This is a genomic window from Salinisphaera sp. G21_0 (genome assembly GCF_017744115.1).
In the GTDB taxonomy this organism is placed as follows: domain Bacteria; phylum Pseudomonadota; class Gammaproteobacteria; order Pseudomonadales; family Endozoicomonadaceae; genus Endozoicomonas.
The window spans coordinates 90,077-112,025 of the sequence record NZ_JAGHQW010000003.1 but is presented as its reverse complement, the minus strand read 5'-3'; the positions used below and the strand labels follow the sequence as shown (position 1 = coordinate 112,025).

The 21,949-nt window shown below is 49.3% G+C and carries 21 protein-coding genes; 7 read left to right on the top strand and 14 right to left on the bottom strand.

Annotation, left to right across the window (positions count from 1 at the left end; all coding sequences use genetic code 11):
- Window positions 1-10: 10 nt before the first annotated feature.
- Together mutS and fdxA are read left to right on the top strand one after the other, a co-directional pair.
- Window positions 11-2,593, top strand: coding sequence for a DNA mismatch repair protein MutS (mutS, locus tag J7439_RS02370; RefSeq protein WP_286198146.1), 2,583 nt, complete (start codon window positions 11-13; stop codon window positions 2,591-2,593).
- 241 nt (window positions 2,594-2,834) lie between these two features.
- Entirely contained in the window at window positions 2,835-3,158 is a 324-nt protein-coding gene (fdxA, locus tag J7439_RS02365) for a ferredoxin FdxA (protein ID WP_209200082.1), read from the top strand.
- Between the two features lie 69 nt (window positions 3,159-3,227).
- On the opposite strand, the gene rpoS is transcribed toward fdxA, so the two are convergent.
- From rpoS to J7439_RS02320, 9 genes are all read right to left on the bottom strand, one after another.
- Window positions 3,228-4,259: an RNA polymerase sigma factor RpoS gene (gene rpoS / locus J7439_RS02360; RefSeq protein ID WP_286196419.1), complete on the bottom strand. Its 1,032-nt coding sequence runs from the start codon at window positions 4,257-4,259 to the stop codon at window positions 3,228-3,230.
- 102 nt (window positions 4,260-4,361) lie between these two features.
- Entirely contained in the window at window positions 4,362-5,144 is a 783-nt protein-coding gene (locus J7439_RS02355; protein ID WP_286196426.1) for a peptidoglycan DD-metalloendopeptidase family protein, read from the bottom strand.
- A gap of 137 nt (window positions 5,145-5,281) precedes the next feature.
- On the bottom strand, window positions 5,282-6,211 hold the full coding sequence (locus tag J7439_RS02350; protein WP_209200080.1) for a polyprenyl-phosphate transporter: 930 nt from the start codon (window positions 6,209-6,211) through the stop codon (window positions 5,282-5,284).
- Between the two features lie 109 nt (window positions 6,212-6,320).
- Window positions 6,321-6,989: a protein-L-isoaspartate(D-aspartate) O-methyltransferase gene (locus tag J7439_RS02345; protein WP_209275713.1), complete on the bottom strand. Its 669-nt coding sequence runs from the start codon at window positions 6,987-6,989 to the stop codon at window positions 6,321-6,323.
- Entirely contained in the window at window positions 6,986-7,735 is a 750-nt protein-coding gene (gene surE, locus J7439_RS02340; protein ID WP_209200079.1) for a 5'/3'-nucleotidase SurE, read from the bottom strand. The genes J7439_RS02345 and surE overlap by 4 nt, the downstream gene beginning before the upstream one ends.
- A 79-nt stretch (window positions 7,736-7,814) precedes the next feature.
- A complete protein-coding gene (truD, locus tag J7439_RS02335; protein WP_209200078.1) occupies window positions 7,815-8,879 on the bottom strand; it encodes a tRNA pseudouridine(13) synthase TruD in 1,065 nt (354 codons plus the stop codon).
- Between the two features lie 127 nt (window positions 8,880-9,006).
- Complete coding sequence (ispF, locus tag J7439_RS02330) at window positions 9,007-9,486, bottom strand: 2-C-methyl-D-erythritol 2,4-cyclodiphosphate synthase (protein WP_286198145.1); 480 nt, start codon at window positions 9,484-9,486, stop codon at window positions 9,007-9,009.
- Complete coding sequence (gene ispD, locus J7439_RS02325; protein WP_209275785.1) at window positions 9,486-10,202, bottom strand: 2-C-methyl-D-erythritol 4-phosphate cytidylyltransferase; 717 nt, start codon at window positions 10,200-10,202, stop codon at window positions 9,486-9,488. The genes ispF and ispD overlap by 1 nt, the downstream gene beginning before the upstream one ends.
- 82 nt (window positions 10,203-10,284) lie before the next feature.
- The gene (locus J7439_RS02320) at window positions 10,285-10,557 is read right to left on the bottom strand and encodes a septum formation initiator family protein (protein WP_353622983.1); all 273 of its coding nucleotides are present in this window, start codon (window positions 10,555-10,557) and stop codon (window positions 10,285-10,287) included.
- Between the two features lie 324 nt (window positions 10,558-10,881).
- Here J7439_RS02320 and J7439_RS02315 point away from each other — a divergent pair, with 324 nt between their 5' ends.
- Complete coding sequence (locus J7439_RS02315; RefSeq protein ID WP_209200074.1) at window positions 10,882-12,849, top strand: WD40 repeat domain-containing protein; 1,968 nt, start codon at window positions 10,882-10,884, stop codon at window positions 12,847-12,849.
- Between the two features lie 136 nt (window positions 12,850-12,985).
- On the opposite strand, the gene eno is transcribed toward J7439_RS02315, so the two are convergent.
- Together eno and J7439_RS02305 are read right to left on the bottom strand one after the other, a co-directional pair.
- Entirely contained in the window at window positions 12,986-14,278 is a 1,293-nt protein-coding gene (gene eno, locus J7439_RS02310; RefSeq protein WP_209200073.1) for a phosphopyruvate hydratase, read from the bottom strand.
- Between the two features lie 272 nt (window positions 14,279-14,550).
- The gene (locus J7439_RS02305) at window positions 14,551-14,835 is read right to left on the bottom strand and encodes a DUF406 family protein (RefSeq protein WP_209200072.1); all 285 of its coding nucleotides are present in this window, start codon (window positions 14,833-14,835) and stop codon (window positions 14,551-14,553) included.
- A gap of 259 nt (window positions 14,836-15,094) precedes the next feature.
- On the opposite strand from J7439_RS02305, the gene J7439_RS02300 reads away from it, so the two are divergent.
- On the top strand, window positions 15,095-16,501 hold the full coding sequence (locus J7439_RS02300; RefSeq protein WP_209200071.1) for a hypothetical protein: 1,407 nt from the start codon (window positions 15,095-15,097) through the stop codon (window positions 16,499-16,501).
- A gap of 166 nt (window positions 16,502-16,667) precedes the next feature.
- Here J7439_RS02300 and J7439_RS02295 read toward each other — a convergent pair whose 3' ends face one another.
- The 3 genes from J7439_RS02295 to J7439_RS02285 form a co-directional block, all read right to left on the bottom strand.
- Window positions 16,668-17,174, bottom strand: coding sequence for a hypothetical protein (locus J7439_RS02295; RefSeq protein ID WP_209200070.1), 507 nt, complete (start codon window positions 17,172-17,174; stop codon window positions 16,668-16,670).
- Between the two features lie 327 nt (window positions 17,175-17,501).
- A complete protein-coding gene (locus J7439_RS02290; RefSeq protein ID WP_209200069.1) occupies window positions 17,502-17,954 on the bottom strand; it encodes a hypothetical protein in 453 nt (150 codons plus the stop codon).
- Window positions 17,955-18,228: 274 nt separating this feature from the next.
- Window positions 18,229-18,690 (bottom strand): hypothetical protein, encoded by a 462-nt coding sequence (locus J7439_RS02285; RefSeq protein WP_209200068.1) that lies wholly within the window; start codon window positions 18,688-18,690, stop codon window positions 18,229-18,231.
- 317 nt (window positions 18,691-19,007) lie between these two features.
- Here J7439_RS02285 and pstS point away from each other — a divergent pair, with 317 nt between their 5' ends.
- From pstS to pstA, 3 genes are all read left to right on the top strand, one after another.
- The gene (gene pstS / locus J7439_RS02280; RefSeq protein ID WP_209200067.1) at window positions 19,008-20,057 is read left to right on the top strand and encodes a phosphate ABC transporter substrate-binding protein PstS; all 1,050 of its coding nucleotides are present in this window, start codon (window positions 19,008-19,010) and stop codon (window positions 20,055-20,057) included.
- 77 nt (window positions 20,058-20,134) lie between these two features.
- On the top strand, window positions 20,135-21,076 hold the full coding sequence (gene pstC / locus J7439_RS02275) for a phosphate ABC transporter permease subunit PstC (RefSeq protein ID WP_209200066.1): 942 nt from the start codon (window positions 20,135-20,137) through the stop codon (window positions 21,074-21,076).
- Window positions 21,077-21,086: 10 nt separating this feature from the next.
- A complete protein-coding gene (gene pstA / locus J7439_RS02270; RefSeq protein WP_209200065.1) occupies window positions 21,087-21,929 on the top strand; it encodes a phosphate ABC transporter permease PstA in 843 nt (280 codons plus the stop codon).
- Window positions 21,930-21,949: the final 20 nt, after the last annotated feature.

Here is a 21,949-nt window from a genome sequence, read left to right as displayed (position 1 = left end):
ATTGAATTTAATGGAAAATACCGACCTCTCCAACCACACTCCGATGATGCAGCAGTATCTGCGCATCAAACAGCAGCACAGGGATCACCTGGTGTTTTACCGGATGGGTGATTTCTACGAGCTGTTTTATGACGACGCCAAAAAGGCTGCACACCTGCTGGACATTACCCTGACCAAACGAGGGCAATCCGGTGGCGAACCTATCCCCATGGCGGGTATTCCATACCATGCGGTGGAGGGTTATCTGGCCAGGTTGATCCGGTTGCGTCAGTCTGTTGCCATTGCCGAGCAGATTGGTGATCCGGCCATCAGCAAAGGGCCGGTTGAGCGTAAGGTGGTTCGTATTCTGACCCCCGGTACCGTTAGTGATGAGGCTTTGCTGGATGAGCGTCAGGATAATCTGCTGATGGCGGTTAACCAGCGGGAAAACCGCTATGGGCTGGCATTTCTCGATATCAGCAGTGGCCGGTTCAATGTGCTTGAGGTGACCAGTGAAGAGGCACTGCTTTCTGAAGTTGAGCGCCTGAGCCCTGCCGAAGTATTACTGAATGATGACCGCAACTGGCCTGAGATATTACTGCGTCGCCCCGGTTCCAGCAAACGCCCCCCATGGGACTTTGACCATGAGAGTGCTGTTGAGCAATTAACCCGACAGTTCCAGACGCAAAGTCTTGATGGCTTTGGCTGCAGCCACTTAACACTGGCTATTGAGGCGGCTGGCTGTCTGCTGCAGTACGCCCGGGAAACACAGCGAACCGCCCTGCCCCATATTCGCGCCCTGGCACAGGAAAACCGCGAAGAGAGCGTGGTGCTGGATGCCGCCAGCCGGAGAAACCTGGAACTGACCACCAATATGAATGGCGGCCGGGAGCACACAGTGGCTGCAGTGCTGGATCGCACAGCCACGGCCATGGGCAGCCGCCTGCTCGGACGATGGATCAACCGGCCACTGCGCAATATTGACAAACTGCAGGCCCGCCAGTCAGCAATCACCGCCCTGAAAGATGGCTGCCATTTTGAGTCCCTTTATCCCATTCTCAAACATATTGGCGACATTGAACGTATTCTTGCCAGGGTTGCCCTGAAGTCTGCCCGACCACGGGATCTGGCGCGGTTAAGAGATGCCCTGCAGCAACTGCCAGAACTTCAGCAGCAGCTGGCAACGATTGATAGCCAGACAGTACATCAACTGGCAAAAAGCATCAGTGAACACCCTGAACTCGAAGCATTATTAACCCGGGCCATCATTGAGAACCCACCTGTGGTGATCCGTGATGGTGGCGTGATCGGCGAAGGTTATGACGCCGAGTTGGATGAGCTGCGCTCCATCAGTGAGAATGCGGGTGACTATCTGATTCAAATGGAATTACGGGAGCGTGAGCGTACGGGCCTGCCCAGCCTGAAAGTCGGTTATAACCGGGTACACGGTTACTATATCGAATTGAGCCGCCGAGAATCCGAAGACGCCCCGGTAGACTATATTCGCCGCCAGACCCTGAAAAATACTGAACGCTTTATTACCCCGGAGCTGAAAGAGTTTGAAGACAAGGCGCTGTCCAGCAAAAGCCGTGCCCTGGCCCGGGAAAAAGCACTGTACGATGAGCTTCTGGACAAACTGGTGGCACAGCTGGGACCGCTCCAGGAGTGCTCCATGGCCCTGTCAGAGCTGGATGTGCTCAGCAACCTGGCTGAACGGGCCGAGACACTGAACTTCTGCCGTCCTGAAATCCTGCAGAGCCCTGGTATTGACATTGTTGAAGGCCGCCATCCGGTTGTTGAGCAGGTTTTGGACGAACCGTTTGTGGCAAACAATGTCACCTTCAATGTTCAGCGTCGTATGCTGATTATCACCGGTCCCAATATGGGCGGTAAATCCACCTATATGCGACAGACGGCGTTGATTGTGCTGCTGGCTCATATTGGCAGCTTTGTACCGGCATCCCGTGCGCGTATTGGTCTGGTGGATCGGATTTTCACCCGCATTGGCTCTTCGGATGACCTGGCCAGTGGTCGTTCAACCTTTATGGTGGAAATGACGGAAACCGCCAATATTCTTCATAATGCTACCGAGCAAAGTCTGGTGCTGATGGATGAAATCGGCCGCGGAACCAGCACCTTCGACGGGCTGTCCCTGGCCTGGGCCTGCGCTCAATATCTGGCGGATTCAGTACGGGCATTCACCCTGTTTGCCACCCACTACTTTGAGTTGACCCAGCTGCCCGAAGAGTGCAATACGGTAGTGAACGTGCATCTCAATGCGACTGAACATGACGATCGCATTGTCTTTCTTCATGCGGTTCAGGAAGGTCCTGCCAGCCAGAGCTATGGCCTGCAGGTGGCACAACTGGCCGGTGTACCCCGACATGTCATTAACCAGGCACGGCAGAAACTGGCCATGCTGGAGCAGCAGGAACCCGCTCCACAACCTGTTGCAAAACCATTGGGAAAGGCTATTTTCACACCTCAGGCTGATCTGTTTGCCAGCCCTGAGCCACACCCGGCGGTTGCAGCCCTGGATAAAACAGACGTGGATAACCTGACACCCCGCCAGGCCATGGAGCTTCTTTATACGCTCAAGGGGCTGGGAAAATAATTTAATGGTGCTTATACCCTGACCGGTATAAGTTTATGGTAATCCCGGCTATCCAGCGGGTTTACAACTCTGGTAGACTTGCCCGACGTTTTTGTATTGCCTCAGGTTCTGTTAAGAGAACCTGACATAATGTTTCAGGTCACATTATGACATGCTTTCGTTAACTGAGTTGTTATCACGATTTTAACAGCAAAACCGGGCAGTACTTTTTTTTAGTCAGATCAAATGGAGTTTAACCACCATGGCTTTCGTAGTGGGTGAAAACTGCATCAAGTGCAAATACACCGATTGCGTGGAAGTCTGTCCTGTGGACTGCTTCTATGAAGGACCAAACTTCCTGGTTATTCACCCGGATGAATGTATTGACTGCGCTCTTTGTGAGCCAGAGTGTCCGGCAAACGCTATTTTCTCCGAAGATGAGGTTCCCGATGACCAGCAGGATTTCATCGAACTGAACGCCGTGCTCGCGGATGTCTGGGATAACATTACCGAGAAGAAAGACCCTCTCCCTGATGCAGCAGAGTGGGATGGCGTGAAGGGCAAGCTGGACCAGCTGGAACGCTGAGTTCAATAGCAAAAAAGCCATGAGGGTTACTCATGGCTTTTTTATTAACGGAAGTTCAATGTCAGGCCATCAGTTAAACAGGGACTCTCCTGACAACCCCTGCTTTTCAAGAATAGATCGAAGCCGCTTTAAAGCCTCTACCTGAATCTGTCTTACCCGTTCACGGGTCAGGCCAATCTCCTTACCGACTTCCTCAAGCGTGCTGGTTTCATACCCCCTGAGACCAAACCGGCGGGCCACCACCTCTCGCTGTTTTTCTGATAACTCACCTAACCAGCGGTCAAGACTGTCATTAAGATCCAGATCCTGTAACAGTTCGGCCGGGTCGGCACCTTTCTCATCAGAGATCGTATCCAGAATGGATTTATCAGAGTCAGGTCCCAGTGGTGTATCAACCGATGTCACTCGCTCATTAAGACCGAGCATCCGTTTTACATCAGCCACCGGCTTATCCAGCAACTCGGCAATTTCTTCCGGGCTGGGATCATGATCCAGCTTCTGGGTTAATTCCCTGGCAGCCCTGAGATAGACGTTCAGTTCTTTAACCACATGAATGGGCAGCCGTATGGTGCGGGTCTGATTCATGATCGCCCGCTCAATCGTCTGTCGTATCCACCAGGTCGCGTAGGTTGAAAAACGGAATCCACGTTCCGGATCAAATTTTTCAACCGCACGAATCAGACCAAGGTTACCCTCTTCAATCAGATCAAGCAGTGTCAGGCCACGGTTGACATAGCGCCTGGAGATTTTAACAACCAGCCGGAGATTACTTTCAATCATCCGACGTCTGCCCGCTTCTACCCCTTTTCGGGCAAGACGGGCGTAGTGAACCTCTTCCTCAGGGGTGAGGAGAGGTGAAAAGCCAATCTCATTCAGGTACAGCTGGGTTGCATCGATGGATTTGTAAAATCCATCGTCTTCTTTTCGACGACCGGTACTCACCGGAGACACAGCCGCAGGCCGTGGCTTATCGATATCATCGTTCTCGCCAACCACTTCAATGAGGTCACCGGCATTTTCGTCCGGGCTCAATTCATCCTGTCCCTGGATTACATCGTCAGCATAACTGCTTAGCTCTGCGTCATCCCTCTTCGATGCCATAAGAGTTAGTCCTATCCGAAAGTCCCACTCTATGTCGGGCAACCTGAAGTTGCGCCGACACCCGTGAGATCCCTCTACTACAACAGCCACTGACCTTCGTTATCAGCGCCCTGGAAGGTACCCCATCGGGTCGACCGGTTTACCATCACGCCGAATTTCGAAGTGCAGCTTAGGCTCCGTCGTTCCTGTAGAACCTATTTCGGCTATCTTCTGGCCCGCTTTAACTGAGTCTCCCTCATTCACCAATAGATCCCTGTTGTGCGCATAGGCGCTCAGATAGCTACTATTATGTTTCAAAATGATCAGCCTGCCATAGCCGGACAGGTCGCTTCCTGCGTACACTACCTCACCACTGGCTGCTGCCTTTACAGGCTCTCCTAATTTGCCGCCAATATCAATCCCCTTGTTAACGGGCATTTTGAGCGAATAGGCGGAAATAATTTTTCCGTTCGCAGGCCATTGCCAGCCACTGCTGCCGGAAGCGGTACTTTTTGGCGTCGAACTCTTTGCTGTATATTTTTTAACCGGAGCGCGGCTTTTGGCAACTGTTTTCTTTGGCTGCCTGACTGGAGTTACCGACGGAGTGGCAACCCCGGACCGATGGATAGATAAGTCTATTTTCTGCCCCGGATAGATAGTATAAGGACTTCGAATGCTATTCTTTCGGGCCAACTCTCTGAAGTCTCTGCTATAGAGCCAGGCTATTGAATAAAGAGTTTCTCCTCTTTGGACAATATGCTGACCTGAAGTCACCTTCGGTGGTGATCTCAGGTCAGTGACCGTAACCCTGGCCGGATCATGGCTGCAACTTGCAGTTAGCAGGCAGGCTGTTAGAAAAAGTATTTTTATTGAGCAATCACTCAAATTAATCAGAGTGATTTTCATGAAATCCAACACTTTATCAACTCCACTACCCTGCATACCCACAAAAATCATATATTCAATAATCGAATATAAAATGTAATTTATGGTTTAAAATATTATACCAATGTTAGTATTTTCACCTATATTGGCACGATGATTTAGTGCTTTTTACTACCCATCCACTCAATCATCGCCACCAAAGCAATGGCAAAAATCATCAGCCCAATAGATTCAACCAGATAAGCAGGCTGCCCGGTAATTCCCTGATAATTCATCGGCGAAACATTCGCCTGAATCAGCGGGACCAACTCACCGGAACTGTTAATCCGTGTTTCCAGCGTCTCCTTCCATGGCCAGACTTTGCCCAGGGCTCCAAGCATCAGGCCGGTCAATAGTGAAATCGCCAGATCGCGGTGCTTGTTTAGCAGCCATGACAACACATGAGAAAAGCTGAGCAAACCGCCGATACAACCCAGGCCAAAAACGGTCAGCACACTGAAATCCAAACTCTTCACGGCATCAATGACCGGACCATACAGCCCCATCATCAGTAACATAAAGCTACCGGAAATACCTGGCAGAATCATCGCGCAGATTGCAATGCTACCGGCAAAAAACAGCGTCACGGGCTCTGGTTCAAGACTGGTCGGGGTTAATACACCTACAGCATAAGCAATCACAATACCAGCGATCAGGGTTATGATAGTCGCCACATTCCACTGATCAACCTGACGAATCATATGCAATCCGGACACCAGAATCAGACCAAAAAAGAATGCCCAGAGCATCTCCGGATACGTCGCCAGAAACCAGGTAATCACATGGGCAAAGGACAGAATACTGGTCAGCACACCACCAAACACACACACCAGAAATGTGCCGTCTATTCTCTGCCACACACCGGCAACCCCTTCCTCACCAAGTACCTTCAGTAACGATGGGTTAACACTTTTCAAGGCATTCAGCAGCCGGTCATAAATGCCGGTAATAAATGCGATGGTTCCACCGGATACGCCCGGCACAACATCGGCGGCCCCCATAGCCATTCCCCTGGCGATGAGGGCAAAGTAAGAAGAATGATTCGACATGTTCTGACCTTTGGAACAGAAGTTAAGTAAAATGCCATCAGCCATCCCTGACTGACTGCTTTTTGTGTGGGTACGTTGTAAAAAAAGGCAACGTCTTTTTTATCAGGTATCAGCGTATAACACCGGCCAGCAATGGTACAAACCGGACAGCTTCCAACACCTTGCGCTGATACTCATCACCGTTTCTGGTCACCAACACAAGATCCTGAAAGTTGTTTCCTCCAACCGGAATGACCAGCCTGCCACCTTCCGGAGACAGCTGGCTCAACAGCGCTGCCGGAATTTCTCCCGGTGCCGCCGTGACGATAATCCCATCAAATGGACTTTCTTCCGGCCAGCCCATACCACCATCGGTATGACGAAGACGAACATTATTCATAGAGAGCCTGGAGAGTCTCTGCTGTGCCTTCTCCTGCAATGGCCTGATGCGTTCCACGGAGTAGACCTTAGCCACCAGCGAAGCAAGCACAGCCGTCTGATAACCGGATCCGGTGCCAATTTCCAGTACCTTGTTCAGTTCACCCCGGGCCAACAGTTCTTCTGTCATTTTGGCCACAATATATGGCTGGGACAGCGTCTGATTATGACCAATCGGCAGTGCTGTGTCTTCGTAAGCACGATGCGACAGCGCCTCATCGAGAAAAAGATGACGGGGAATGGTGCGAATGGCATCCAGAACCTTGCCGGACTGAATACCCTGATCCATCAGGCGCTGGATCAGCCGCTCTCTGGTGCGGCGTGACGTCATACCGATACCATCAATTTCAAGATCCCTCATACACAGGCTCCAAGCCAATCCTCCATCAGTGATAACGTTGCATGGCTGGTCTTATCGTATTGCAATGGGGTAATGGATACATAGCCAGAAGCCACTGCATGAAAATCAGTCCCTTCCTCAGCAACCTGGGGCTTACCAACACCGCCGATCCACCACACCGTATTGCCACGGGGATCGGTGATTTTTACCGGAGGCTTTGACGGGTGACGATGGCCGAGCCGGGTAATTTTCATTCCACGGATCTCTTCATAGTCACAGGCCGGGACATTGACATTGAGTATCGTGCCTTCTGGCAGAACCTGATCCTCAAGGCGCAACATCAAATCGTGCAACACCCTGGCGCTCACTTCCAGGTGGTGATCCCCTTGACCACAGGATGAAATAGCGATTGCGGTTTTTGCCAGCATGCGTCCTTCCATAGCCGCAGCCACAGTCCCCGAGTAGAGCACATCATCGCCCAGGTTTGCGCAACTGTTAATACCGGAAACTACGCGTTCCGGAAGGCGGCCAAACAGCCCACTGACGGCGAGGTTGACACAATCTGCCGGTGTCCCGTTCACGCTGAAGAACCCATTGTCGTGCTCTTTCATACGCAGCGGCCGGTCCAGAGTGAGGGAATGGCCCTTGCCAGAACAGTCATTATCCGGAGCCACTACCCAGCACTGACCATGCGATTTCATGGCGGCAAACGAAAGGGCCAATCCCCTGGCGGTAACGCCATCATCATTGGATAGCAATATGGTCATAGTCCCTCAATCCTGAATTAATCCAAACTTTTCTTAAGCCCACTGTCGTGAACTGCATGACTCATTTCACGACCATGCTTCATGGTTCTTTTTCATAACAATCAAACAACTCCCTGAGCACAGAAGTCGCAAAACAGCCCTTTGGCAGCCGGAAGCGCAATACCAGTGAACTTCCTTCCGGACTGTTTTCCCACACCCAGGTGAACTGCTGAGGTATCAGGCGGTTAACTCTGCGCTCCTGCAGCAAACCGGCCTTCTCAAGTCCATCACAAAACTGAGGATATCCGACAGTGACCGACTGTTCAAAAGTCAACACCTGGTCGGTCACTTTCGATGCCCCCCTGCCCCACAGCGGCGAAGTCGGACTCAGCTCACCATTCCCCAGGCGGGTCATCATGGCTTCGTCCGGCGCTGCAAAAATCAGGCTATTACTATCTGGAAATCCTAATGCATCTCCACAAAGATACTGGTTCCAGACCCCGGCAATAACCTTTTGCGACAGAACCCGGTTAAACAGCCAGGATCGGGCTGCAGACAGATAGACCGATCGTTTATTACGCTGAACCCTGAATTTTCCAGCCAGCATATCGACGGCTTTGTCAATATTACGCCCCTCATGACCAAAGCGCTGTTCACCGAAGTAATTAGGCACCCCTTCACGAGATATCTGCTCTAACCGGGCATTAACCAGTGCAGGATCAGCATCAACACTCCGCAATGTGATACAGAAGTCATTTGCCTTCAGGGCACCGGTTTTCAGTTTTTTCCGGTGGCGAGCCTGTCGAATGATCCGTATGGTATCACTCTCCAGCCCACTCCAGTCGGGATCAGCCATACCAGGCAGGGAAACACAAAACCATTGACGTGTAGTTCCATGGCGATCTTTTCTCCCGGCATAACTTACCGACTGTCTTCTGACTCCTGCATGTCTCGCCAGAAGCCTTGCAACCCAGTCGGTATTCTCACCTTTTTTTTCAATCAGCAGAAAAAGGTGTTCACCTTCACCTTCCGGCTCAAAAGGCAACAGCTCATCAACCAGAAAATCTTCATGACAGGACTTGAAAAGACAACCACCTAAAGGACCACCAAAGGCATAATACCAATCAACGGAGTAATCGGCAGGCATCGGTACATCTGCATCCATGATGCGCACTCAACAAAGCAAAAATTAACAATAAACAATACCGCGTTTGACGCAGTTTTTGAAAGGAAATACCGAAAAATAACCATGGGTGGTGGGCCTTCTTGTCCAGAAGACTCCACCCTTTGAATCATGATCCCAAATCTGTCAACAGAACAACGGCGTGAACTGCGATACCCTCTTTTCTACCGGTATAGCCCAGCTTTTCAGTGGTGGTCGCTTTGACATTCACCAGAGATGGGTCAATCCCCATGTTTTCGCTGATATTCTGCCGCATCTGATCAATGTGCGGTGCCATTTTAGGAGACTGGGCAATGATGGTACTGTCCATATTGACGGGAACCAGGTTGTGCTGCTCAAGCAGGGCAATAACATGACGCAGTAACTTGCGACTATCAATGCCAGCATAGCGTTCATCAGTATCCGGAAAATGCTTGCCAATATCACCCAGACCTGCCGCTCCCAGAAGTGCGTCGCAAAGGGCATGAAGCAGCACATCGCCATCAGAGTGCGCCACCAGCCCATGGGTGTGAGGGATTTTCACTCCGCCCAGAACAATATAATCACCTTCACCAAAGCGGTGAACATCAAACCCATGACCAATACGCATCAAGTGACCTCAATAAGTTTCGACTGCTGTTCTATATATAGAGTGGCCAGAGCCAGATCAGTTCCCCGGGTCACCTTAATATTATCGGCATGTCCTTCCACCATCACGGGCTGTTTGCCAGCGTATTCAATGGCACTGGCTTCATCCGTTACCGGCATCTTATCCGCTATCGCTTTTGCCATTGCATCGTGCAGCATTTCGAGACGGAACATCTGCGGTGTCATGGCATGCCAGAGTCCCTGACGGTCTACTGTTTCAGATACAACATCATTGCCCCCGGCCCGCTTGATGGTATCGGTAACCGGGCAACCCAGCAGACCTCCCACAGGGTGGTTATGGAGCTGATTAACCAGCCACTCCATATCAGAACGGCGAATGCAGGGGCGGGCCACATCATGAACCAGTACCCAGTCATCAGGGGAACCTATATCCAATAGCACTTTCAAACCATTAAGTACCGAGTGGTAACGCTCATCCCCCCCCTGGGCCAGGAGAATTCTTGGGTTGCGGAGTAATTCAATGGATTGGTGATACTCATCATTATGATCAAGCACCACCACGATCTTTTCCAGACCGGGAAAATCCAGCAACCGCTCCAGAGTATGCACCACCAGGGGCTTGCCCTTGATTTCAAGATACTGCTTGGGAATATCGATATTCATTCGGCGGCCAACGCCTGCTGCCGGAACAACCGCCCAGTACCGAACCGTATTCATGGTTTCTACGCTACTCACTCTGTCACCCTTAGTTTGAACATCCAGAAGCCCGCTCAGAAACGGCTCCTGACCAATACAGGATTTAATCGTAAGTCAAAAAGAACGTTTCATCACTGCGGATCATACCCAGCTCCTGACGCGCTCTCTCTTCAACCGTTTCCAGCCCCTGCTGCAGCTCCACAACCTCTTTGGCCAGCAGACGATTACGCTGGTACAAACGTTCATTCTCCAGCCTGAAACGCTCAAGGTTATCTTGTTGTGTCAACATTTCAGCCACACTGCCTTCACCAATCCAGAGCCTGGTTTGCAGGTAAACCAGCAGCAGTGTCAACAGGGCTATTGCCAGTTTTTTCATCATCAGTTCCGCTTTAAACCGTCACTATCCAGCAGCAGGGGCAGCACCAGAAACAGGATGCAAAAAGCTGGGGCAGTAATAGAGACTTAACGGTGAAGTTTAACAGGAGTACCCGTGGTTTAACATATGACCAGTTATTTGAACTGTTTCACATTAATGAAGGTCATTAGAAAAAAGCCAGACATCAAAATAAGCAACTCAAATAATCGCTCTTACTATCCTGGGTATTTATGAACGAAAGACACCCAAGTTGTATTACCTGTTGAGTTCAATCTGGTACTGGCTACCTATCACCCGCAGGCTAAAAACCCGGGAGTTCGGAATATGCCGACTGGCGATCCCATTGGCAGTACCAACAGCTATATACCCCCGACTGCCACCCCCATCCTGCCCGTGGAACACAGAACCAATAACCGAATCACCGCCGTTTCCAGCCCAAGGCCGTTGCTATTGCTGGATCTTCCAGAGCAACCCATAAGGCACATACTGGGTTTTTTAGGGGATCGTGATATCAAGGCCATGGCACAGACCTGTTCGTCTTTGCTGGCTATCGTCCGTGCAGAGCATCTGCCCGCCAGGATCTGGTTTAAACAGTTCGAGCCACGGCAACAGCAGCAATTCATCCAGATTGCCAAAAACATCAGCAACCAGGAACTGAAAGCCTGGCTGGGGCAATTCACCGGCAATGAAACGCTGATCAGCACTATTTGCGGCCAGTCAGCCGGGGAAGTGACAGACAACGACATACCGCCACGGGAACCACAAAAAGGGAAATATTTCCCGCAAATCCTGTTTTACACAGTGAACCAGTTGATGGTTAACTGTCGTACTTTCCAGCCGGAATTGGCAATATCCATCGATTGCATCCCCTTTACGGCTGCATCAGCCACACTCAGCGGCGATGGACGCTTTCTGGCGACCAACAGTTACGCGCGCTGCGGTGCGGATTACGGCAGAACGGAAATCACCACAAGGCCCACAGAGATAGCCATTGCCCATGAAGACAGAGTGCGGCGGATTACCTTCAGCACTGATAACCGGCATATATTGAGCTACACGGCTTCAACCGCAAAAATCACCAGCTGCAATGCCGACGGCAGCTGGACAGAAAAACTCATCATCATTTCTGATAGATTTATCAGCTCGGCAACTTTCAGTCCCGACAGCCGCCATGCAGTGATGGCCAGGAGTGGTCGCAGGGCCATAATATGCTCAATAGACCAGACTGGCCGCTGGGCAGTAACAACAACAATGGGACACAAAGGGAGGATTTTTTCAACAATATTCAGCCCTGACAGCCGCTTTATAGTCACCACCAGTGACGATCACACGGCGAAAATCCATGGCCGTGACAGCAACGGCAACTGGCTGGAGCTGACCACCCTGAACCATAATGGCAAGGTCAGTGCCGCTGAATTCAGCCCTGATAGCAAACATATAATCACCATTAGCGACAAAAATAACCAACCTGATCGTACCGCAACGATTTTCAGCAACACCGATAACGGTTGGGTAAAAAAAACCTGTATTAACCACTCCCAGGAAATCACCTACATTTCATTCAGCCCTGACAGCCGCCATGCAGTAACGGAGAGCTACGAATATGCTGCCAGAATCCTGAGCTTTGATACCCGCGACAACTGGCAACATAAAACCACGATTAAGCATAAACGACAAATTTCTTCTACTAGATTCAGTCCCGATAGCCACTATTTAGTCACGGCCAGTAACGATCATACAGCAAAGATCTACCGGTATGATGCAAACACCAGGCGCTGGTCAAAACAACAGATTATCGTCCATGATGATATGTATATTACCTCAGCCACGTTCAGCGCTGACAGTCGGCATATCCTGACATTTTCCCGCAATTACTCACCAATATCCCTACCTGTATGCAACGCCAGAATCCACACTTGTACGGCCGGTGGCAACTGGATAACCAGCCTCAATTTTACGACAGCAGGCGGAGTTTACTCCGCCAAATTTAACCACGATGGCTCCCATATTGTCATCGAAGCCAGAAATGATGACGCCATCATAATCTATGGCCTTACGGCAGACGGCAACTGGTTACACAAATCGACGCTGCACCAACATTACAAGCTTGACCTGGTAACATTCAGTGCCCACGGGGGACATTTAATGACGATCAGTAACGACGCTCAACTGGTGCAGGTCTGGCACCTTTATAAGGAAGATTTAGCGCCACATCCCCAGTGCTCTTTAAATAAACTGTCGCCACCCCCTGGCAAAAAGGCCCGAAAGTCTGCTCCAAAAGTTCACAGGTAAAGGGCGATCGACGGATTGACTTTCCCCCGGTCGGGGCGGCTCAGGCTTCTTTGCGCCTGACGGGTTTGCCCGCTTCGCCGGGCAAACAAAAAAGGGAGGCTTAAAGCCTCCCCTTTCCATCAGCAGTGACTGCCAATCAGGCACGCTTGAATTCAGCAACACCACGGTAAGGCGCTTTGCCTTCCAGCTGCTCTTCGATACGGATCAGCTGGTTGTACTTGGCTACACGGTCAGAACGGCACAGAGAACCGGTCTTGATCTGGCCAGCACAGGTACCTACCGCCAGGTCAGCGATGGTAGCGTCTTCGGTTTCACCGGAACGGTGAGAGATAACGGCAGTGTAGCCAGCGTCTTTGGCCATCTTGATCGCATCCAGAGTTTCGCTCAGAGAGCCGATCTGGTTGAACTTGATCAGGATAGAGTTGGCGATGCCCTTATCGATACCTTCTTTCAGGATCCTGGTGTTGGTTACAAACAGGTCGTCACCAACGATCTGGATCTTGTCGCCCAGCAGTTCAGTCTGGTACTTGAAGCCATCCCAGTCAGATTCATCCAGACCATCTTCAATGGAGATAATCGGGTATTCTTCGGTCAGACCTTTCAGGTAGTCAGAGAACTCATTGGAAGTGAAGACTTTGCCTTCGCCTTTCAGGTTGTACTTGCCATCTTCGTAGAACTCGGAAGCTGCACAGTCCATAGCCAGAGTGATGTCGGTGCCCAGAGTGTAACCGGCCGCAGCAACGGCTTCTTTGATGACCGCCAGAGCGTCTGCATTGGAAGCCAGGTTTGGTGCAAAACCACCTTCGTCGCCCACGGCAGTGTTCAGACCTTTGTCAGACAGTACTTTCTTCAGAGCGTGGAATACTTCAGCACCCATGCGCAGCGCTTCAGCAAAGTTTTTGGCACCAACCGGCTGGATCATGAATTCCTGAATGTCAACGTTGTTGTCAGCGTGCTCACCGCCGTTCAGGATGTTCATCATTGGCACTGGCATGGTGAACTGGCCAGCAGTACCGTTCAGCTCAGCAATGTGCGCGTACAGAGGCATGCCTTTATCAACGGCAGCGGCTTTGGCAGCGGCCAGAGACACCGCCAGGATGGCGTTAGCGCCCAGTTTGGCTTTGTTGTCAGTGCCGTCCAGATCGATCATCTTCTGATCCAGGCCACGCTGGTCATTGGCATCAAAACCAAGCAGTGCTTCACGGATAGGACCGTTAACATTGGCAACGGCTTGCAGAACGCCCTTGCCCAGGTAGCGGGACTTGTCACCATCACGCAGCTCCAGAGCTTCGCGGGAACCCGTGGAAGCGCCGCTGGGAGCACAGGCAGTACCAAAGGCACCAGACTCAAGAATGACGTCAGCTTCAACAGTGGGATTACCACGAGAATCGAGGACTTCGCGAGCCTTGATTTCCTTGATAGCGGTCATGAGATACTCCGGGTGAAGAATTCGGAAATTTCAAGTGAGAGGTAAGCAATACCGTAAAAGAGCAGTGGCATTGTTACGGGAGCGGCAACTATACCACCGGAAAATCCTGTGTCAAAGCCTTACAATTTCGCTGGACACCGCGCCAACATTGAGCTTCGTGGATTTCTGATCGTTACTGTTAACGACTGTTAATCGCCTGTTAACCATCGTTTAAACCAGGCATCAATGATCAAATAATCATCAAACAGCCATAACAATAATAAGTAAAATTACTACCTGAGATACAATTCAAAAATCAGTTTTTCTGCTGTGCAGTCAAAATCAAACATGGCATCAATAGTGGCACTGCCCTGATGGAGATTCACCGTTTTCTTTACCTGACAGTGGTCAGAAATACTGTTGGCCAGGGCTTCCATCGTTGCCATCTGGTCGTTTGCCTGTTGCTCAGTATCCCCCTTTATGGTCAATTCGAGGTGAGTATCTCCGGGTGCAATCACCTGGCCAATCTCTAGACAGTGATCGGCATCAACTTCCAGTTCAGCGGTGGTATTGTCCATATCAGGCCTCCTGTTGAATGCCAGATGATGATATGCAAGGAATGGTTTTCTGAAAAAAACCAACAATAAGATAGCACAATGGCCTTGAAAAATGAGTAAATAAGAAAAATCGGAAATAAAATGGAACCATATTCCAAATTATTGGTCGAATAAAAGTAAGAATCACATCCTGTGAAAAAGGATTGGACGCAAAAACAGGAAGAACCGAATCAAATTAAAAAATTCTTATTTATAAACGAAAGTTATTATAGAGCACCCAATGTCTAATACAGTATCAAATTTAATGGATTCAAAATACACTGGCTATCTTCAAGATAACTGTATTTTTGCCAGTTTTCTGAGCATCCCGGTTACTGTCGCCAAGGCTTTATTTCCAAGCTTACTTTTGTCGTCTGAAGAAAGCAGCCTTCAACCAGAAAAAATTTCTTCATACAATATATCAGTTCGTAGTGTTGACGGTTATATCTTAGTATCTCTTCCTTCTGACAAGGATACTCATCCCGATAAAACCACGACAATGCCTCCTCCATCAACAGGAGATTCTGACGAATTAGAATGCCGTATTCCCGATAATGATGATGATCCGCGACGATACTTTTCATTCTGGTTTAATGCCTCACCGGGCAAATCCACTGATCACGCGTCCACATCATTAATCAAGGATTCATTATGTGTGGCTATTGCGGATGATAGCGATGCAGATGATCAATTTTTCGAAAAAACGATGCCTGTTAGTGGCCCTGATAGCATAATCCCTCCCATAAGTCAGCACTGCTTTGAAACTGACAGTATGATTTACATTCATAACGATTCAGAAAAACTGGATATTCATACTGTTGACATCATTAAGGGCAGTGAGCTTGCCAACCAGCTTGGCATTTCGGGTAAAATCAACGTTGACAAAGTGTTTTATCAACCAGGAACCGGTGCTATTAACGCCCAGGTAACGATCAATGGCTTAGAACAGTTATTGACTCTTTTTTATATCAAAGTAGAAACCAACATCAAGCTTCCGGTCACTCAATATCAGCTGGATTCTTATCTCTCAGAGACAAAAAATGAGTATGCTCCTCACTATAAATTTTTCAGGGAGGAATTAAAAAAGCATCTCAGCCCAAAGGTCATGGGAACGGACAAAATAAAAGACGATAAAGACAATGAAGACAATAAAATTGAAGAAAATAAATTACGAATGAAATCATTAAGAATAACGATGCCAACGTATATGCATCCGAAAACCATAGAACAGGAAAAATATTTTTGTTGCAATCAGGGTATCAGCGCCGTCACTAATAAAGAAGGAACTGACGTCATTGAAGCGGTCAAGAGGAGAATGTACCAGCAGGAGGAGAAATTAGTTAGCCTCAGAGGGCCACGGTTGGAACACCCGAATATAGATTCAGCACTAGAACACGTCAAGCAACAAAAAATCGCGCTGCCGGCCAGTCAGCGTGATGCTAAAAATCTGAAAATACACTTTGACAAGCCACAGAAGGTTACCTTGTCCCAAAGACAACTAGAAACAGTCAATATGCTAAATCAAAGGAGGCTTATGCATAAAAAGGAAGGGATTGATTTCGGAGCCCCTAAGGATACTCCAACTGAATTTCCACATTACTTACTGCCCAGCGACTCCCCCAAAAAATTGATCAAATCTTTTGATTAATAGCGATTAAACCAAAAAAAGACTGCGCATTGTGTTTAGACATTCCCTTAAATATCAATAATTTTGCCTATTTGCGGGAATCGCTGCTTACCTCTTATCATTTAGCTATGGTGATTTGGGAAGCAGTTCCGTAAATAGAGCCGCTTCACCTCACAAATGAAAAATCCTAGACTTCTTCAGGTTCAGGTTCAGGTTTAGGTTCAGGTTGCATTGCGATGGCATCATGTGTCGGAATATGGCATAGCCGTTCATATGCCGGAGTGTGGCATAGCCGGTCATAGATTGATTTACATCCGTTATACATCTTGCACAAGCTACCGCTGGCAACAAAAAAAGCTGTTGATGTTACTGCTATCTCTGTCAAAAAGAGCGGGGTAAACGGAGTTAGTTCTCCGTACTCATCAGACTCAGCAAGGGACATATTATTAAAACAATGCTCCCTCAAAAAGACTTTACCAGGATCATTCAGTGGTGAAACGACCCGATTTTTTACAAAGGTAGTACACGTCCCAACAGCAATTGAATATAAGGCACGAAAGATCGTTGATGAATAAAAATCATTGCGTTCTCGCTGGGTTGAATTATCAGGTGGATTAGTTACAGCCTCGGATTCGGGATTGCCTGGCATTGATGATCCAGCGTTAAAACCGGCTAAACGAGTTGTTGGAGTCATTCTTAATATCCTCACTGGTTGACATTTTTAAGACAATATCAGGAGGTATTTCGTTCAATTCTAATCAACTTTTTTTTAATTATTTTTACTATCAATGGTTAATATTTTGATGTCGATGGAAATTTTCCCGGTTTGGTTTTTCAGGTTAGCTTCGGTTTATTTTACCTGCCACGGGCAAATGGAATGGGAAAGCGCTGGAATGGCGAATGGTCATCCCGGATAAGAGATGACCAGAGTCGTCCGAAAACCATAACACCTGTAAAGCATTATGGCTGCTATCTGGTCAGGAATTCAGACAAGGGAAGCGACTTAGACTTCATCATTAACTTATGGATAGTCTTCTGCAGGTTGATTTGCTGCGACATCAGGCCCTGAAAAACAGGTGCATGCCCGGTCATATATAGATTTACATCCCTCATACAATGTGCACAGGCCACCGGTGGCAAGAAAAAAGGATGTTGACGCAACTGCCACCTGTGACAAATAAGCCGGAGCATACGGAGTTAGATCTGTGTACTCGTTTCTCTCAGCACTGGACAAATTATTGAAACAATGATAGGCCAAAAAATCATCGCGAGGTTGATTCAGTGTTGAAACCACGAATTGGTTTACCAGGGTAGTATACGATCCAAAAGCTATTGCATAAGCTGCATGCGTGAGCGTGGATTGCAAAAGATGTTTGCCATTTCGCCGGGTTAAATTATCAGGTGATCGAGTGGTTGCATCCATATTACCTGGCAGCACTGGTCCAGTATTATTAGTTGCACTGTTTGACATCATGTTAAAATCCTCATTTGTTAATTTTTTTTGTGGACACTATCAGAAGGTATTTCGTTCAATTTTTTTAAGGCAGGTGCAGGCATTCCCGGTCTTGGCCGTGCCCCGGGTGAAACCATGGCAGCTGCTTTTATTATTGGCGGCACCAACCGTATTGAGGCATCACTGAATTTATGCCAGCCAACTTTATCTACTCCACCATTGCCCAAAAGTTAATGAGACTACCAATGAGCGTCGCTACCACCATTTCTACCCCTGACCAGGTCACAAATTCAGCCTAAGGAAGCTGCTTAGGCTTAATCACAGTCTCCTGCAGGTTGGTTTGCTGTGGCATCAGGCGCTGAAAAATAAGTGCATGCCCCATCATATATAGTATAGATTTACATCCGCCACACAATTTGCACAGGCCACCGGAGGCAAGATAAATGGCTGTTGACGTTACTGCTAACTGTGATAAGAAAAGCGAGCTATGCGGAGTTAATTCTCTGTATTCCTGAAACTCAGCAAAGGTCAAATGATCCTCCAAAAAATCATGGCCAGGTTCATTCAGTTTTGCAATAACAACCCTGTTTACAAAGACAGTCCACGTTCCAACAAATACTGAAGCAGCTACGTGCATGAGATTGGGTAGTAAATGATCCTTGCCATGGCACCGGGCCAAATTATCAGGTGATTGAGTCGTTGCGTCCGTATTGCCTGACATTACCGGTCGATTATTAGTTGTACAGTTTGGCGTCATTTTAATATCCTCGCTTGTTGTTATTCAGACACTATCAGGAGTTATTTCGTTCAATGTTTAATTGAGTTTTTGCTGCTTGATTTTAACTATGAAAACTTACTATTTTGATGTTTGTGAAAAGCCTCCCGGGATTTTTGCTGTGTGCTTTTTTCTGCCAATGGCTAATGGATTGGGAAAGCGCTGGTAACATAACCTCAACGTGTGAACAGACTGTCATACTTCTGCAATATACAAGTAATATTTCTGTAACATTTCCCCTCTATTCTCGCCCCCATCGAACACAAACACACTCAAAGCGTTTTCGGGGGAAAAGAACCATGACGTTCTTAAAGTCTGTTGTTGTATCCTCAGTTTTAGCCGCCGCCACTCTTTCCGGAGTAGCCAGTGCACAGTCGATCAACGGTGCTGGTGCCAGTTTTCCGCACCCTGTCTATGCCAAGTGGGCAGAAGAGTACAACCAGGAAACCGGCGTAAGAATTAACTATCAGGCCATCGGTTCCGGTGGCGGTATTCGTCAGATCACGGCCAAGACCGTTGATTTTGGCGCTACCGACGCACCAATGGATCAACAGAAACTGAATGATGAAGGCATGATTCAGTTCCCGATGGTGATGGGTGCCATTGTTCCGGTGGTCAACATTCCGGGCATTGAACCAGGTGCCCTGAAACTCACCGGTGACATTGTTGCTGATATCTACATGGGCAAGATCAAAAAGTGGAATGACGAGCGCATTACCAGTATCAATCCGGATTTGAAGATTCCGGGACAATCCATTTACGTGGTACACCGTTCAGACGGCTCCGGAACCACCTATAACTTCACTGACTACCTGAGTCAGGTCAATGAAACCTGGAAAAACGACGTCGGCACCAACACCGATATTTCTTGGCCCAAAGCGGCTACCACCATTGGCGCTAACGGCAATGCCGGTGTGGCCAATTTTGTCCGCCGTACCCGTGGTGCCATTGGTTACGTCGAGTATGCTTTTGCCAAGCAGAACAACCTGAGCCACACTCAGCTGGCCAGTGCCGAAGGCAAGTTTCTGCAACCAACAATGGAAACTTTCCAGGCAGCCGCAATGAACGCTGACTGGAAAAACGCTCCCGGCTTCCGCCTGCTGTTGAATAACCAGCCCGGCGCTGATTCCTGGCCAATGACTGCTGCCACGTTCATCCTGATGCACAAAGATCAGGTGGATGCCGGACGGGCCAGAGAGATCGTCAAGTTCTTTGACTGGAGCTATGAGAACGGTGACGAGATGGCGGAAAAGCTGGATTTCATCCCCATGCCAGACAGCGTCATTGAACTGGTTGAAAACACCTGGAAAGAGCAGCTGACCCACAAAGGCACAGCCATCATCCAGTAAACCTGTGACGTTTATTTAAAAAAGTAGGAAGGATTTCAGGGCAATGAGCTTGACGGCTCATTGCCCTCCCGACAATTATGCATTCCACCTCCAGTGCTCTCACATTACGACCTGGCACAATCAACGGCGATTCGATTTTCCATCGACTCAGCTTTGCCAGTGCCGTATTAATCTTCCTGGTGCTGATCGGCATCATTCTCTCCCTGATTGACGGTGGCTGGCAGGCGCTGGCCAAATTTGGCCCCGGCTTTATCTTCAATAACACTTGGGATCCTGTCGGTGGTGAATTCGGTGCCGCAGCCGCTATTTACGGTACCCTGGTTTCCTCGCTGATCGCTATTGTTATCGCCATTCCCGTTGGGCTTGGAACCGCCATCTTCCTGGCTGAACTGGCACCACAGTGGATCAGCAGGCCCGTGGGTATGGCCATTGAACTCCTGGCTGCAGTACCCAGCATTATCTATGGCATGTGGGGCCTGTTTGTCTTCGCCCCCTGGTTCTCTGAAGGTTTCCAGTTCTGGGCGCTGGAGAACCTGGTTAATATCCCCCTGATTGGCCCCTGGTTTGATGGTCCTCCCATCGGCATCGGCCTGCTGACGGCGGGTATCATTCTGTCGTTTATGATCCTGCCCATTATCACCGCCCTGACCCGCGATGCCCTGAAAACCGTGCCGAATGTTGTTCGTGAGGCAGCATACGGCATTGGCGCGACACCCTATGAGGTCATCACACGTGTACTGTTGCCTACCATCAAGAATGCTGCTGTCGGTGCGGGTATTCTCGGTCTTGGCCGTGCCCTGGGTGAAACCATGGCGGTTGCTTTTGTTATTGGCGGTGCCAATCGAATTGAGACATCACTCTTTATGCCAGCAAGCTCTATCTCCTCAACCATTGCCCAACAGTTCAATGAGGCCACCAATGAGCTGCATATTGCCTCATTGATCAGCCTGGGGCTGGTGCTGTTTATCCTGACCTTTGTGGTTATGGGTGCAGCGCGCATCCTGTTGAGAAAGCGTTAAGGAGTTGGTGATGTCATTAAGAAAACTCAAAAACCGGGCGTTTATCGGTTTCTGCATACTGTCAGCACTGTTTGGCCTGGTCGTATTGTCCAGCGTACTGTCCAGTCTGGTGGGCAAGGGCATTGCCGGCATGGGACTGCATATTTTTACCGAATTGACCCCGGGGCCCGGTAGCCATGGCGGCCTGAAAAACGCCATTGTCGGCAGCTTGATGCTGACCACCCTGGGCATTGTTATTGCCACCCCCCTGGGCATTCTGGCTGGCACCTGGTTATCCGAAAGCAACAAGTCATCAAAGGCCGCAGAGATGCTGCGCTTTCTGAACGGCATGCTGATGAGCGCACCCTCGATCCTGATCGGTCTGTTCGTTTATAACATGGTGGTGGTGACCACCGGTTCATTCTCTGGCTGGGCAGGGGCAACCGCCCTGGCAATTCTGGCACTACCCATTATTGTCAGTACCACTGAAGAGATGCTGCGACTGGTGCCAACTACCCTGAAAGAGGCAGGCAGCGGCCTCGGCGCACCCCGCTGGCAGGTCATTACCAAACTATGCTATCGCGCTGCCGGCCCCGGCATTATCACTGGCGTACTGCTGGCCATGGCCCGTATTACCGGTGAAACTGCCCCGCTGTTGTTTACCGCACTGAACAGCAATTATATGACCACGGACATGAGCCAGCCCATGGCCAACCTGCCGGTGACCATTTATCAGTACGCCATGAGCCCTTATGAGTCATGGAATGAGCTGGCCTGGGCCGGTGCCCTGCTGATTACCACTTTTATTCTGATTATCAATATTCTGGCCACCGTGTTACCTCGCTGGCTGAAAGCAAGAAAGGCTGCCAAATGACCATGAATAAAAACGTGCAT